The sequence below is a fragment of the Haloterrigena sp. H1 genome (assembly GCF_005938085.1).
Lineage (GTDB): Archaea > Halobacteriota > Halobacteria > Halobacteriales > Natrialbaceae > Natrinema.
Genome location: NZ_SMZK01000005.1, coordinates 1 through 13,630, shown reverse-complemented (window position 1 = coordinate 13,630; position 13,630 = coordinate 1). Strand labels below are relative to the sequence as shown.

Sequence of the window (13,630 nt, the reverse complement as noted above, 5' to 3'; positions counted from 1 at the left end):
AGGATCGTTCGCAGTCACTTCCGTATCGATCACCCGAATAATCGTTACTTTATCCGGATTATCGACCGTTCATTCCGGCCGCAGAGCGGCTTACTGGCCTGAATCGGGCCATAGTAAGTGAAACGACCGACTCCGTTTATCCGGTGTCTCGTCGCTGACTCTCACGTGCCCATGACGATCAACTCTGATCGATCGCTCGCCGTTTCGGATCGATTTCACCTCGGTAACGACGGCGTGATCGATCGCCGTTCGCTCCCACGCGAGACGATCGACCGTATCGTCGACAACGACCGACGGCGTGGGGTGCTTCGCTGCGTGCTCGCAGCCGACGAGCTGATTTCGGTCCAGCGGCTCGTCGCCCAACTTGCCGACGCCGAATACGATCCCACGGTCGGGACGCCGATCCACCAGCTCCGCCAGCGGATCCACGTCTCGCTGTGTCGGACGCATCTGCCGCTGCTCGAGGAACACGATATCGTTCGCTACGACCGGGCGCGAAGCCTCGTCGGGCCAGCGGTAAACGTCTCGGCGTTCGAATCCCTGCTCGAGTCCGAGTCGCTCGAGCAGTCGGTACAATAATCCGCGCCGCGCTCGCCCGTGATTACTCGACGAGACGCTCGATCTCGGTCACCAAAATGTCGCTCGCACCGGCCGCTTTGACGTCCGTGATCGTCTCGAAGACGTCCGTCTCGTTGACGACGGCGTGTACCGCGACCTTCCCGTCGCCGTCCGTTTCATCGGCGATGTCCATGACCGTCGGGCCGCCAAGACCTGGGATGACGTCGCGGACGTCGTCGAGTTCGGCTCGTGGCACGTTCATCATCAGGTAGCGCTTGCCCTCGGCGTGTTTGACCGAGGACAGCGCGGTCCTGACCTCCCCGACTTTCGGTTCATCGAGGACGTCGTCGCGGCCGAACAGCCGCACCGAACTCGAGAGGACTTCGTCGACGATGGCCAGCCGGTTCATTTTCAGCGTGGTACCGGTGCTCGTGATGTCGACGATGGCGTCGGCCATCTCGACGTGGGGGGTAAGTTCCGTCGCGCCCGAGACCTCGACAATGTCGGGTTCGACGCCGGTGTCAGCGAAGAAATCGGCGGTGATGTTCGGGAACTCGGTGGCAACGATCTTGCCAGCCAGATCGTCGACGGACGTGATGTCTCCGTCTTCGGGCGCTGCGAGGACGAGCCGACAGCGCCCGAACTCGAGGTCGAGCAACTCTGCGACGTTGTCCACGCGGGCCTCACAGACCTGGTCGAAGCCGGTGATCCCCAGATCGGCCGCGCCGTCGGCGACGTACTCCGGGATATCGGCTGCGCGGGCGAACAACACAGTGACATCGGGATCGACCGTATCGGCGTAGAGTTTCCGGTCGGCTCCGTTCTCGAGATGGAGCCCCGCCCGCTCTAAGAGATCGATCGTCGGCTCGTGCAGGCGGCCCTTGTTGGGAACGGCGATTCGCATGTGACACCGTTTGGATTGCAGTGGGGAATTGTCTTTTCATCCGGGCAAACGGTCGGCGTCGCCGACGGCGTGGACCTCGCTCGAGCCGTGGGTCGGCGGCGTCGATCCGCTGTGCCTTTCATCGACGACCACCTAGACCACCGTATGTTCGGGTCGCGAACCGCGACCGCCGTGGTCGGACTGCTGGGGAGTCTCCTCGTGAGTGCCGTCCTCTGGTGGCGGTTCGATACGGTCGCGGTCTTTCTGTTCGTTCCCTTCGTTCCGTTTCTGTTCGGTAGGTCGGGACGAAAGTCGTCGGAACCACCGGTTCGAACGTGTCCCGTCTGTGGGTTTCAGACACGTGATCCGGCGTACGAGTACTGTCCGCGCGACGGGACGGCCCTGGAGACGTCACACGCTGGCGAGTCTCCCTCAGCGTGAGTCGCGCTCGAGCGCTTCTCGGCGCTGTTCGTACTCCTCGTCGCTCATCTCGCCGCGGGCATACGCGAGGCGAAGCTCCTCGAGCGCGCGGTCGCCGTCGCCGTCCGTTCCAGTGACCGCTCGATAGAGGAGATAGCCGCCACCGACGATGGCGGCGACGAACAGCAGTTGCATCAGGACGGCGACGAGGGGCATCCAGCCGGGTACTGTTCCGCCACCCCAGGTTCCGTGGCCCCACATGCCGCCCATCATCGGCCCGAAGCCCATCATTCCGAACCCCATGAAGACCATCGGCAGCACGACGAGAGCGCCGATGACGATGAGGACGATTGTGACCAGTCGTGTATCGCGTGTGTCTGTTGCCATGTTCATTCACCGGCGACGGAGCGTCCCGTCTCCAATTAGGTGTACGGCCTCCCAAGTCAATGCAGTTCTCCCTTCAAATCCAATGCCTGTGGGAGAGTAAACTTCGATCTCTAGATCCGATCAATTCAACTATCGCGATTGAATCGCACGTCGTCACAATCAGACGTTCGAGGGGGTACGCGACGTGCTCGCGGTCCTATGCAGCGTCGTGTCCGTCTGTAGCGGCGTCTCGAGTGTGCGATGGTCGCCTCGAAACCTCCGTACTGGCGCGTCGAGATATCGATCGTCCTCACGCTGCTATCCTAACCCTACAGGGTCGATCACTTTCGAATCGGTCGTTTGAGGGGCCAACGATGCCGATTTTCGAAGGGCAATCGCAATAGCCGATCCATCCGATAGACTATGTATGGTGGTGCCACCTCTCGAAGGGGTTCTCGAGTCGCTCCGGATCGGGCTCGGATTCCTCTGGACGGCGGCCTGGGCGATCATCATGGGACTCACGATTACGAGTCTCGTCCAGGTGTACGTCTCGAAGGAACGAATGGCGCGGGTGCTCGGGGACGACGACCTCTCGAGTCTCGCGATGGCGACGGCGTTCGGCGCGGCGAGTAGCGGCTGTAGTTTCGGTGCGGTCGCCATCGGCAAGGGGCTGTTCGCGAAGGGCGCACACGTGGTGAACTTCCTCGCGTTCATGTTCGCCTCGACGAACCTCATCGTCGAACTCGGCCTGATGATCTTGATCCTGCTGGGCTGGGAGTTCCTCGTCGCGGAACTGCTCGGTGGGCTCGTCCTCATCGCGGTCATGGCGCTTATCGTCCGGCTGACGCTCCCGGAGACGCTGTTCGACGACGTTCGCACGGAACTCACCCGCCAGGACCACGATCACGGCGCCATGGTGGACCCGACCTGTGGCATGGAGGGGTCCGACGAACACACGATCGTCACCGACGGCGGTGAGACGCTGCAGTTCTGTTCTGAGGGCTGTCTGGAGACCTACCGTCAGCAGACGGCGGGCAGCGGCGCGTGGTACGACGACCTCCGCTCGTGGGGTGGTTGGTACCAACTCGGGAACCAGTACCGCAAGGAGTGGTCGATGATCTGGACGGACATCGTCGCGGGCTTTCTCATCTCGGGGTTCGTCATCGTGTTCGTCCCGCAGTGGGTCTGGAACGCGCTGTTCCTCGAGGGCGATGGGCTCCTAATCACCGCCGAAAACGCGATCATGGGCGTCACGATCGCCGTCATCAGTTTCGTCGGGAGCATGGGAAACGTCCCGTTCGCCGTCGCGCTCTGGGGCGGCGGCATCAGCTTTGCCGGCGTCATCGCGTTCGTCTACGCCGATCTCATCACCATCCCAGTGTTGAACGTCTACCGGAAGTACTACGGCTGGTCGGTCATGCTCTACATCCTCGGCGTCTTCTTCGTGACGATGGCCTTCACCGGGTTCCTCATGGAGTTGCTCTTCGACGCGCTCGGCATCGTCCCGAACTTGGCTGGCGGCGAGACGGCGACCGAGCAGACGTACTTCGCGGTCAACTACACCTTCCACCTCAACCTCGTCGCGTTCGCGCTTTCCGGCTTCCTCCTGTACGTGTATCGCCATGGACTCGGTGCACCCGGCCAGTACCGCGATCCGGTCTGTGGGATGCGAACTGATGTCGACGGCCCGAGCGCCACACACGACGGTGAGACGTACTACTTCTGTTCGACTGCCTGCAAGCGGGCGTTCGAGGATGCACCTGCCCAATTCGCGGACACCTCTCCGCGCATTTCGGATGCCGACCGGTCACACGAGAATCACTGACTCCCGCTGCGCTCCGCTGAAAAACTATCGTAGCCACTGAACGTTACTGCACACCCGATCGCACGACGACTGTGCGATCGGTGTGTAAATCGTTTCAGTTGCTACTATAGCGCTCTTCTCATACTGTCGGACAGAAGTCAATACGAAGTCGGTCGCTCTGCTGCGGCCGTCACCGGTGGAGACGGCCGCGAATCCGCGACCGATCTTCACGTCGTTCTGTCCGGCAGTATCACCGTCCCACCGAGTGGACGCTGTCTGATCGTCCGGTCGGTGACCGACTCGAGGCGGTACTTACGCTGACGCGTCGTAGCCGGCCTCGTCGACCGCGCTGACGAGGTCCTGAGTCGCCGCGTCACCTTCGACGGTCGCCTGCGCTGCGTCAAGGTCGACCTCGACCGACTGGACACCCTGAACGTTCGCGAGCGTTTCTTCGACGCTCTGTTCGCAGTGTTCACACGACATCCCCTCGACGGTGATCGTCTGGCTCATACGGCCGTGTATGGACACCCGATCTTTGTACATTTCTACTTTCGATTCCAAACCGAGCGCGACCGAAACTTTCGACCCGAAAGTAGCTGCCGCTACACTCTTTGCTATCGAGCACCACCCGTCTGTATGCGCGACCTCGACGAAACAGACATGGAGATCCTGCGGTTGCTGGCCGAGAACGCTCGCCGACCGTACAGCGAGATCGCTGAGGCGGTCGGCCTCTCCGGGCCGGCCGTCTCCGACCGCGTCGAGCGCCTCGAGGCGGCGGGCGTCATCAACGGCTTCACTGTCGATGTCGACCAGTCACAGCTTCGGGCGGGCGTTCCGGTGTTCGTGCGCGCGACCGTTCCGCCGGGCACTGTCGCCGACTGCAAGGCAGCGCTCGTCGACGCCGACGCGGTCGAACACGTGTTCGTCACCGCCGACGGTGACTGCTGGTTCTACGCGCGCGCGCAACTCCAGCGGGTCCACGAGTGGCTCGAGGGACTGTTTCCCGTCGACGGCGTCGACTACGACGTGACGCTGATCGACGACGCCGAGTGGACACCGTCGCTCGACGGGACGGCGTTCGCGCTCACCTGCGCGGAGTGTGGCAACACCGTCGACAGCGAAGGCGAGTCGACCCGCATCGACGGCGAAGTGTACCATTTCTGTTGTCAATCCTGTCGAGGCCGGTTCGAAGAGCGGTACGACCGGCTCGAGGAGGCCGCGTGATACTACTGGACAGCAGTCACGACGACGCCGGTCGCATGTGTGCGGCCGTCACTGGGGACGGCCGCGAAGTCGCGACCGGCTGCACGTCGTTCTGTCTGGCAGTATGAGTTACGACTCGAAAGAAATCACGGCTCGAAACTTTGCGTTCTAACCAGTAAAGAGGGTAAGTCACCACTCCTTAGTAGTTACTAATGAGTACCCGGACCGCACACCTGGATATTCGGGGCATGAGTTGTGCGAACTGTTCGCAGTCGATCAACAGTGCCCTGGAGTCCACAGATGGCGTACACGAGGCGAGTATCAACTTCGCTACCGACGAGGGAACCGTCGAGTACGATCCCGAGCAGGTGTCACTCGCCACGATCTACGAGACGATCGATGACGCCGGCTACCACGCCGACCGTGCCAGCCGGTCGATCGGCATTACGGACATGACCTGTGCGAACTGCGCCGAGGCCAACGAGACGGCACTCGAGTCCGTCCCCGGCGTCATCGACGTGGAGGTCAACTACGCGACCGACGAGGCCCAGGTCGAGCACAACCCCGTCGACGCCTCGCTCGAGGAGCTGTACACAGCCATCGAGAACGCTGGCTACATGCCCGTTCGCGAGGAGGAGGGCGACGATGGCGAGGGGCAGTCGGACCAGGAGCGCCGCGACGCGGCCCGACAGGCCGAGATCCGCAAGCAGCTTCGGCTGACGCTCTTCGGCGCGGTGCTATCGGCCCCGTTCCTGTTCTTCCTTGCGAATCGGTTCCTGCTCGGCGGGGAGCTGCTGCCTGAGACGGTCTTCGGCGTGACCTTCGGCTGGGTCGAGTTCCTGCTCGCGACGCCGGTCTACGTCGTGCTCGGCCGCGAGTTCCTCGCGAACTCGTACACGGCGCTCGTCAAAAACCGGACCGCCAACATGGACGTCCTGATCGCACTGGGCTCGTCGACGGCCTACATCTACAGCCTCGTCGTCCTGCTTGACCTCCTCGCGGGGAACCTCTACTTCGACACCGCCGCGATGATCCTCGTGTTCATTACGCTGGGCAACTACCTCGAGGCCCGCTCGAAGGGCCAGGCCGGCGATGCGTTGCGAAAGCTGCTCGAGATGGAGGCCGAGACGGCCACGCTGGTCGACGACGACGACGGCACCGAGCGTGAGGTGCCACTCGAGGATGTCGACGTGGGCGACCGGATGAAGGTCCGGCCGGGCGAGAAGATCCCGACCGACGGCGTCGTCGTGGACGGCCAGTCCGCGGTCGACGAGTCGATGGTGACCGGCGAGTCCGTCCCCGTCGAGAAGGAGGACGGCGACGAGGTGATCGGGTCGACGATCAACGAGAACGGCGTGCTGGTCGTCGAGGCGACGAAAGTCGGTGAGGACACGGCGCTACAGGGGATCGTCCAGACGGTCAAAGAGGCACAGGCGCGCCAGCCAGAAATTCAGAATCTCGCCGATCGCATCTCGGCGTACTTCGTCCCCGCAGTCATCCTCAACGCGACGTTCTGGGGACTGATTTGGTTCCTCTTCCCCGAGGCGCTGGCCGGCTTCGTCAGCGCGTTGCCGCTGTGGGGGCTGGTCGGCGGCGGCCCGGCGGCGCTCTCGACGTTCGAGTTCGCGATTGTCGTCTTCGCCTCCGCCGTGTTGATCGCCTGCCCCTGCGCGCTCGGGCTGGCAACGCCCGCGGCGACGATGGTCGGCTCCACCCTCGGCGCACAAAACGGCGTCCTGTTCAAGGGCGGTGACGTCTTGGAGCGCGCGAAGGACGTCGACACCGTCGTCTTCGACAAGACCGGGACGCTGACGACCGGCGAGATGACGCTGACCGACGTGGTCGCCCTCGAGGGCGATCGGGCGGCGACCGACGGTGGCGAACCGGCGACCGACGGCGGCGCAGTGGCGACTCGAGCGCCGCTCGAGGGTGACGAAGTGCTCCGCCTCGCGGCCAGCGCCGAGCGCAACAGCGAACACCCGCTCGCACAGGCGATCGTCGAGGGTGCCGAGGAACGCGGTCTCGAGCCCGCCTCCCCCGACGAGTTCGAGAACGTCCCTGGACAGGGCGTCCGGGCGACCGTCGAGGGTCGCGAGGTGCTGGTCGGGAATCGGCGGCTGCTCGAGAGCGAGGGCGTCGACCCTGCGCCTGCAGCCGACGAGATGGAACGCTTAGAGCACGAGGGCAAGACCGCGATGTTGGTCGCAGTCGATGGCGCGGTCGCGGGCGTGGTCGCGGACGCCGACACGGTCAAGGACAGTTCGGCTGACGCGGTCGCGGCTCTGCAGGAGCGCGACCTCGACGTCATGCTGATCACCGGCGACAACGAGCGGACGGCCCGCGCCGTCGCCGAACGGGTCGGGATCGACCCCGACAACGTCCGGGCGGGTGTCCTCCCCGAGGACAAGGCCGACGCGGTCGAAGACATCCAGTCCGGGGGTCGCAAGGCCATGATGGTCGGCGACGGCGTCAACGACGCGCCCGCGCTCGCGGTCGCATACGTCGGTACCGCCATCGGGTCGGGGACGGACGTGGCCATCGAGGCAGCGGACGTAACGCTGATGCGCGACGACCCGCTCGACGTGGTGAAGGCGATCCGGATCTCGCAGGCCACGCTGGACAAGATCAAGCAGAACCTCGTCTGGGCGCTTGGCTATAACACCGCGATGATCCCGCTCGCCTCGCTGGGCCTGCTCCAGCCGGTGCTCGCGGCCGGTGCGATGGCGTTGTCGTCGGTGTCGGTCCTCTCGAACAGCCTGCTGTTCCGCCGGTACACGCCCGACCACGACTACCGGCTGTTCGGGTGGCTCCGGCGTTGACGGCTCGAGCCGACTGCTTCTGCGCTGTCGATCTGCCTGCAAAATAGCGTTCGATTCGGGTGGCGAGTGAGGTGCCACCGCTGTTAGTGTCGACGGCCCACTCCGTGCGTTCTGTGACGGCTGTCGGTCGCGTTAGCCCTGCTGTGGTGTGTCCGTGGGCTGCTGTCCGCCGCTTTTTGCCTGCGTTGCTTCGGTTTCGTCTCCCGTCGTGTCGTCTTGCTGCTCACCGTCCGTCGATTCGTCAGGCTTCTGCTCGTCGATGTCGTGGATCTCGACTTCGTCGCCCGTTCCGCTCTCGCTGATCACCGGCTTGAGGACGTACTTCCCGCTCTTACCGGCTTTGTGGGGCGCGATGTCGTAGACGAAGTCGACCGACTCGTTGTTCCCGATGGTAAACGTCGTGTGCAGTTGGAGCTTGTTGCTCGGCAGCTTCACCTGCGTCTCCGTGCCGTCGGTCAGGACGCCCTCGGTGTCGCTGACGTAGATGAAGACCGTCTCGTACTCACCGGCGGGCAGTTCGAACTCGTCGATCATGGATGCATTCGCGCCTTTCAGCTCGGTGAGGTCGACGGTCGTTTCGTTGACCTCGCGCTCGATCCACTGCTCGTCGGCCGCACTGTCCTCGCTGTCGTTCTCGGCCGTCTCGTTAGTTGGCGTTTCGGTCGTCGATTCGTTGCCGGCGCTGTCCGACTCGGCCTCCGTGACGTTGCCATCGGTGACGTTACCGTCGGTCTCGTTCGTCGCGTCGGCGGTCACGTTGTCGGTCTTCTTGAACCCGACTTTCGTAATCGTCACGTTGAGGTGTTCGAAGTCGTCGATCACGCTCGGCTCGTCGCTGACGTAGAACGCGGCCGTTCCCGTCCCGCCGCTCGAGTCCGTCATCGAGCTGTCGTCAGTCGGCGCGTCGGTTCCCGGGTTGCCGCCCATCCCACCGGCACAGCCGGCGATGGCGACGAGGCTTGCCACCAATACGAGTTGGATTGTGCGTCTGTTCATATCCGAGCACAGTCACCATCTCGAGAAAAAGGGGGACGACGATTCGATCCGTTTACGACCGTTCAACAGCTTATAAACTGGATAAACGGCCCCGATTACGGGGATGACCCCATCGCCTCGAGCCGGTCGGCAAACAGCGTCTCGAGCAGCGCAGGCGTGACGAACGCCTCGACGACGGCGGCGACGACGAGCAAGAGCCAGCCCGCGAGGACGAGCAGCCCGGTCCGGTAGAGATAGCGTTTCGTGATGATTGAACTGCGGGACCCTCGAATCCGTTGGCCGACGCGGTAGAGCAGCCGGAAGCCGACGCCGGCGGCAATAAAGAGCGCGGGGAGCTCGAAGATGCCATGAGGTAACAGGCCGACGAGGATGTAGCCGACGCCGACGCTGCCGGCGATAAAGGCACCGACGTTCCCGACGATGATCCCGTTGAACACCATCGCCCAAGCCGTCAGGAGCCCGAGCGTCAGGACGCCGAGGATCGACAGCAGGAACGCCCGGCTGTTGTTGACGAGCAGGAACTGTGCCAGTTCGAGCCGGCTCCGGTCGCTGATGTCGGGAAACAGCGGCTCGCCGACCACCTCCTGGATGATCTCGAGCAAGTTGTAGCCGGCGATCATGAGCGCGATGCCGACGACGATCCCGACCGCGAACAGGCCGGCGGCGAAGCCGACGTATCGGCTGTGTTCGTCCCACGCGTCGGCGAGCGCGGCACGGGTGGATAGCCGCTGTTGGATCGGTCGCGCTCGCGCTGGGTCCGATTGTCCATAGTTTCATATTGTCGAACTGTTCCATAAACCCCGCGGCTCGGCTCGTCGCGGGTCATCGACAGGCTAAGGCCGCCCGGCGAGAACCCCAATCTAATGACGACACTTGCGATCACCGACGGACAGGTACTCCGGCCCGATCTGACGGTGACAACCGCAGACGTACTGGTCGATCAGGACACCGGCGAGATCCGCGAGATCGCCCCCGAACTGGCGGCCGACGCCGACGAGACGCTCGACGCTGCCGGTTCGCTCGTGACGCCGGGATTCGTCAACGGCCACTGTCACGTCGCGATGACGCTCCTGCGGGGGTACGCAGACGACAAACCGCTCGACGCGTGGCTTCAGGAGGACATCTGGCCTGCCGAAGGCGAGATGACCCCCGAGGACGTCCGCATCGGTGCCGAACTCGGCTTGCTCGAGCTGATCAAATCCGGAACAACTGCCGTTGCGGATATGTACTTTCACGTCCCCGAGGTCGCCGCGGCGGTCGAGAACGCCGGCGTTCGGGCGCGACTCGGTCACGGTATCGTCACCGTCGGAAAAGACGACGAGGCCGCCCGCGAGGACGCCCAGACGAGCCTCGAGATCGCCCGCGAGTACGACGGCGCGGCAGACGGTCGGATCTCGACGGCGTTCAAGCCTCACTCGCTGACGACCGTCGGCGGCGAGTATCTCGAGGAGTTCATCCCCAAGGCGCGCGAGGCAGGGATCCCGGTTCACTACCACGCCAACGAGACCGAAGCCGAAGTCACGCCGATCGTCGAGGAGCACGGACAGCGGCCGCTCGAGTACGCCGCCGAGCACGGGATGCTCGAGCCCGAGGACTTCGTCGCCCACGGCGTCCACGTCGACGACCGCGAGATCGACCTGCTCGCGGAGGCCGGGACCGCCGTGATCCACTGCCCGGCGTCGAACATGAAACTGGGAAGCGGGATGGCCCCCGTCCAGCGGATGCGAGAGGCCGGCGTCACCGTCGGGCTCGGCACCGACGGCGCGGCCTCGAACAACGACCTCTCCATGCTGGACGAGGCCCGCGACCGGCCATGCTCGGCAAACTCGCGGCCGACGACGCCAGCGCGGTGCCCGCCGAGGCCGTCGTCGAGATGGCGACTCGAGGCAGCGCCGACGCGATCGGCTTCGAGTCGGGCCGGCTCGAGGCTGGTGCGCCGGCCGATCTCGCCGTAATCGACCTCGAGCAACCTCACCTCACCCCGCCGCACGACCTCGTCAGTCACCTCGCCTACGCGGCCGCGGCGTCGGACGTCCGCCACACCGTCTGTGACGGACAGGTACTCATGCGCGACCGCGAGGTGCTGACGCTGGACGAACGGCGGTTCGTGAGCGAGCGCTCGAGGCGGCTGAGGCGCTGATCGCCCGCGCTGAAGACTGATCTCTGGGCCGCCTTCCATTCAGGCTGGTGAACGAAAACTGAACGCTCAGAAGTTGCTATAAACTCTAAAAAACTATTTTCTACTAGTTTTCTGGATCCGGAAAACACTGAGAACTGCCGGGTGGCTTTATTCATGAATGCCTGAATTTCTTGGATGAGATGAAGCAAAATCGATTGTCGTGGTGGCGTTGGCTACCGCGATGATCCTGTCTGTGGCCGCCCCGCTGGGAACAGTGTCGGCGGCAGCAGCAGCCAATACTGATGTATCGCCCGATGAGACAGACGAGCTGAACGTATCCGTCGACGACACCGTTGTGACGGTTACGTGGAACGAGAGTGCATTTGAAAACGAGACCACCAAGAACGGGACGGTCGAGGGCGCGGCTGTCAACGTGACGAGCCTCGACGAGAACGTCTCGTATGCCGCAAACGGGACGACTGACACCAACGGCACGCTCGACCTCTCTGCTCCCGAGACGACAGTCAACGTGACAGTCAACGCGTCGTCCGGAAACGCTTCGGGGACGACGGTGGCAATGCTCGAGCCGACGACCGAGACTGAATCCGAAGGGCTCGACATCTCCGTCGAACAGAACAATGACGACGTCACCGTGACGGTTACGGAGAACGACACTGCCGCTCCGAACGCGACGGTCAACGTCTCGACCGTCGACGAGAACGTGTCCTACACTGACGAGGGCACGTACACGACGGACGAGAACGGCACGGTGAGTCTGTCCGCGCCGTCGGGAACGACAGCGTCGAGGTCGCCATCACCGCGACGGCCGACAGCGAATCCGCTGAGACGACGGTGACGCTCGAGGCAGCCGAGTACGAGAACTTCGGCGCGCTCGTCTCCGCGTTCGCCGAGGAGCAAGAGGCAGAATCCGACTCTGACACGACGCGTGGCCTTCGAATCGCGAACTTTGTCGTCGAGCACAACCCGGGTAACGCACCGGACCACGCCGGTCCACCGGGCCACGCTGGCCCGCCGGGCGACGATGATGACGAAGACGAAGACGACAAACGAGGCCCACCGGAACACGCTGGTCCGCCGACTGACGACGACAGCGAGGACGTTGACGACGACGATGACGACAAACGGGGGCCACCGGAACACGCGGGCCCGCCGACTGATAGCGACGATGTGGATGACGACGACGATACCGAAGACAGCGAAGACGACGACACCGAAGACAGCGACGACGACGACACCGAAGACAGCGACAGCGACGATAGCGGCAGCGGTAGCAGCGGAAATAACGGAAACGGCGGCGGCCCACCCAGCCACGCCGGTCCGAACTGATATCGCTCTCGACCGTCGGTCGAAGGATTGACGCTGGCGTACGGTCCGTCAGCTATCGCCAGTATTGAACCACGATCGCGGCGCTCGCCACCGAACCGTGGCCACCCCGATCGATCAGGCACGTAGTAATCACGACTCACCCACCGTTTTCGCTGTTTATTTCGAACCCGCTCGAGACATGTCACCCCTGCCACGATCGAACCGCCGGCAGAAATCGGCCGCCGGAGCGGTTCGGTAGCGTTTTTGCCGCGCTCCCACTCAATCGATCTATGACCGATACTGCGTATCCCCGATCAGCGAGCAGTTGGACGATCTCGAGTCCGCTCGCGCGGAGGGACGCCGGAAGATGGACTGGGCCGCCAGCACATGCCGATTCTCGAGCACGTCCGCGAAGAGTTCGTCGCCGACCAGCCTTTCGAGGGCGAGCGCATCGCGATGGCGATGCACGTCGAGGCGAAGACGGCGATCCTCGTCGAGACGCTCGCGGAAGGTGGCGCGGAGGTCGCCGTCACGGGCTGTAATCCGCTCTCGACTCATGACGACGTCTCGGCGGCGCTGGATACCCACGAGAACATCACCAGCTACGCCAAACGCGGCGTCGACGACGAGGAGTATTACGAGGCTATCGAGGCCGTCATCGCCCACGAGCCGACGATCACCGTCGACGACGGGATGGACCTCGTCGCGGCGATCCACGAGGACTACCCCGAACTGATCGACGGCATCATCGGCGGTGCCGAGGAGACCACGACCGGCGTCCACCGCCTGCGCGCGATGGACGACGACGGGGCGCTTGACTACCCCGTCTTCGCGGTCAACGACACGCCGATGAAGCGGCTGTTCGACAACGTCCACGGCACCGGCGAATCCTCGCTGGCCTCCATCGCGATGACGACCAATCTCTCGTGGGCCGGCAAGAACGTCGTCGTCGCCGGCTACGGCTACTGTGGCAAGGGCGTCGCGAAGAAGGCAGCGGGCCAGAACGCGAACGTCATCGTCACTGAGGTCGAGCCCCGCCGCGCGCTCGAGGCCCACATGGAGGGCTACGACGTGATGCCGATGGCCGAGGCCGCCGAAGTCGGCGACGTCTTCCTGACGACGACGGGCAACCGTGA

12 protein-coding genes and 2 pseudogenes are annotated in these 13,630 nt (G+C 63.9%); 9 read left to right on the top strand and 5 right to left on the bottom strand.

Annotated elements, in window-relative coordinates:
* The first annotated feature begins 171 nt into the window (after window positions 1–171).
* The gene (locus E2L06_RS20490; protein WP_138783240.1) at window positions 172–579 is read left to right on the top strand and encodes a hypothetical protein; all 408 of its coding nucleotides are present in this window, start codon (window positions 172–174) and stop codon (window positions 577–579) included.
* 22 nt (window positions 580–601) lie between these two features.
* Here E2L06_RS20490 and hisG read toward each other — a convergent pair whose 3' ends face one another.
* Window positions 602–1,462 (bottom strand): ATP phosphoribosyltransferase, encoded by an 861-nt coding sequence (gene hisG, locus E2L06_RS20485; RefSeq protein ID WP_138783213.1) that lies wholly within the window; start codon window positions 1,460–1,462, stop codon window positions 602–604.
* 144 nt (window positions 1,463–1,606) lie between these two features.
* Between hisG and E2L06_RS20480 the strand changes: the two genes are divergently transcribed.
* A complete protein-coding gene (locus E2L06_RS20480; protein ID WP_138783212.1) occupies window positions 1,607–1,882 on the top strand; it encodes a hypothetical protein in 276 nt (91 codons plus the stop codon).
* Here the strand turns inward: E2L06_RS20480 and E2L06_RS20475 are convergent.
* Window positions 1,874–2,248 carry an SHOCT domain-containing protein gene (locus tag E2L06_RS20475; protein ID WP_138783211.1) on the bottom strand — a complete coding sequence of 125 codons (375 nt, stop codon included), beginning with the start codon at window positions 2,246–2,248 and terminating at the stop codon, window positions 1,874–1,876. The two genes, E2L06_RS20480 and E2L06_RS20475, sit on opposite strands and share 9 nt — an antisense overlap.
* 406 nt (window positions 2,249–2,654) lie before the next feature.
* Between E2L06_RS20475 and E2L06_RS20470 the strand changes: the two genes are divergently transcribed.
* Window positions 2,655–4,052: a permease gene (locus E2L06_RS20470; RefSeq protein WP_138783210.1), complete on the top strand. Its 1,398-nt coding sequence runs from the start codon at window positions 2,655–2,657 to the stop codon at window positions 4,050–4,052.
* Window positions 4,053–4,343: 291 nt separating this feature from the next.
* Here the strand turns inward: E2L06_RS20470 and E2L06_RS20460 are convergent, their stop codons facing one another.
* The gene (locus tag E2L06_RS20460; protein ID WP_138783208.1) at window positions 4,344–4,541 is read right to left on the bottom strand and encodes a heavy-metal-associated domain-containing protein; all 198 of its coding nucleotides are present in this window, start codon (window positions 4,539–4,541) and stop codon (window positions 4,344–4,346) included.
* 126 nt (window positions 4,542–4,667) lie between these two features.
* On the opposite strand from E2L06_RS20460, the gene E2L06_RS20455 reads away from it, so the two are divergent.
* Entirely contained in the window at window positions 4,668–5,255 is a 588-nt protein-coding gene (locus tag E2L06_RS20455; protein ID WP_138783207.1) for an AsnC family transcriptional regulator, read from the top strand.
* Between the two features lie 191 nt (window positions 5,256–5,446).
* Complete coding sequence (locus E2L06_RS20450; protein WP_138783206.1) at window positions 5,447–8,053, top strand: heavy metal translocating P-type ATPase; 2,607 nt, start codon at window positions 5,447–5,449, stop codon at window positions 8,051–8,053.
* A 132-nt stretch (window positions 8,054–8,185) separates the two neighbouring features.
* On the opposite strand, the gene E2L06_RS20445 is transcribed toward E2L06_RS20450, so the two are convergent.
* Window positions 8,186–9,049: a DUF4382 domain-containing protein gene (locus E2L06_RS20445; RefSeq protein ID WP_138783205.1), complete on the bottom strand. Its 864-nt coding sequence runs from the start codon at window positions 9,047–9,049 to the stop codon at window positions 8,186–8,188.
* Between the two features lie 95 nt (window positions 9,050–9,144).
* The gene (locus tag E2L06_RS20440; protein WP_249361542.1) at window positions 9,145–9,669 is read right to left on the bottom strand and encodes a stage II sporulation protein M; all 525 of its coding nucleotides are present in this window, start codon (window positions 9,667–9,669) and stop codon (window positions 9,145–9,147) included.
* Window positions 9,670–9,912: 243 nt separating this feature from the next.
* Here E2L06_RS20440 and E2L06_RS20435 point away from each other — a divergent pair.
* From E2L06_RS20435 to E2L06_RS20425, 4 genes and pseudogenes are all read left to right on the top strand, one after another.
* Window positions 9,913–11,209 (top strand): annotated as a pseudogene (locus E2L06_RS20435) (amidohydrolase).
* Window positions 11,210–11,409: 200 nt separating this feature from the next.
* Complete coding sequence (locus tag E2L06_RS20430) at window positions 11,410–12,024, top strand: hypothetical protein (protein ID WP_212750828.1); 615 nt, start codon at window positions 11,410–11,412, stop codon at window positions 12,022–12,024.
* Window positions 12,021–12,515, top strand: coding sequence for a hypothetical protein (locus tag E2L06_RS22280; protein ID WP_212750826.1), 495 nt, complete (start codon window positions 12,021–12,023; stop codon window positions 12,513–12,515). The genes E2L06_RS20430 and E2L06_RS22280 overlap by 4 nt, the downstream gene beginning before the upstream one ends.
* Window positions 12,516–12,784: 269 nt before the next feature.
* A pseudogene (locus tag E2L06_RS20425) lies at window positions 12,785–13,630 on the top strand (adenosylhomocysteinase); the annotation flags it as partial.

What these genes read in the sequence shown, in the direction of transcription:
- E2L06_RS20490 (WP_138783240.1), top strand. Translation starts at nt 172, where the DNA reads ATGACGATCAACTCTGATCGATCGCTCGCCGTTTCGGATCGATTTCAC.
- hisG (WP_138783213.1), bottom strand. Translation starts at nt 1,462, where the DNA reads ATGCGAATCGCCGTTCCCAACAAGGGCCGCCTGCACGAGCCGACGATC.
- E2L06_RS20480 (WP_138783212.1), top strand. Translation starts at nt 1,607, where the DNA reads ATGTTCGGGTCGCGAACCGCGACCGCCGTGGTCGGACTGCTGGGGAGT.
- E2L06_RS20475 (WP_138783211.1), bottom strand. Translation starts at nt 2,248, where the DNA reads ATGGCAACAGACACACGCGATACACGACTGGTCACAATCGTCCTCATC.
- E2L06_RS20470 (WP_138783210.1), top strand. Translation starts at nt 2,655, where the DNA reads ATGGTGGTGCCACCTCTCGAAGGGGTTCTCGAGTCGCTCCGGATCGGG.
- E2L06_RS20460 (WP_138783208.1), bottom strand. Translation starts at nt 4,541, where the DNA reads ATGAGCCAGACGATCACCGTCGAGGGGATGTCGTGTGAACACTGCGAA.
- E2L06_RS20455 (WP_138783207.1), top strand. Translation starts at nt 4,668, where the DNA reads ATGCGCGACCTCGACGAAACAGACATGGAGATCCTGCGGTTGCTGGCC.
- E2L06_RS20450 (WP_138783206.1), top strand. Translation starts at nt 5,447, where the DNA reads ATGAGTACCCGGACCGCACACCTGGATATTCGGGGCATGAGTTGTGCG.
- E2L06_RS20445 (WP_138783205.1), bottom strand. Translation starts at nt 9,049, where the DNA reads ATGAACAGACGCACAATCCAACTCGTATTGGTGGCAAGCCTCGTCGCC.
- E2L06_RS20440 (WP_249361542.1), bottom strand. Translation starts at nt 9,669, where the DNA reads ATGATCGCCGGCTACAACTTGCTCGAGATCATCCAGGAGGTGGTCGGC.
- E2L06_RS20430 (WP_212750828.1), top strand. Translation starts at nt 11,410, where the DNA reads ATGATCCTGTCTGTGGCCGCCCCGCTGGGAACAGTGTCGGCGGCAGCA.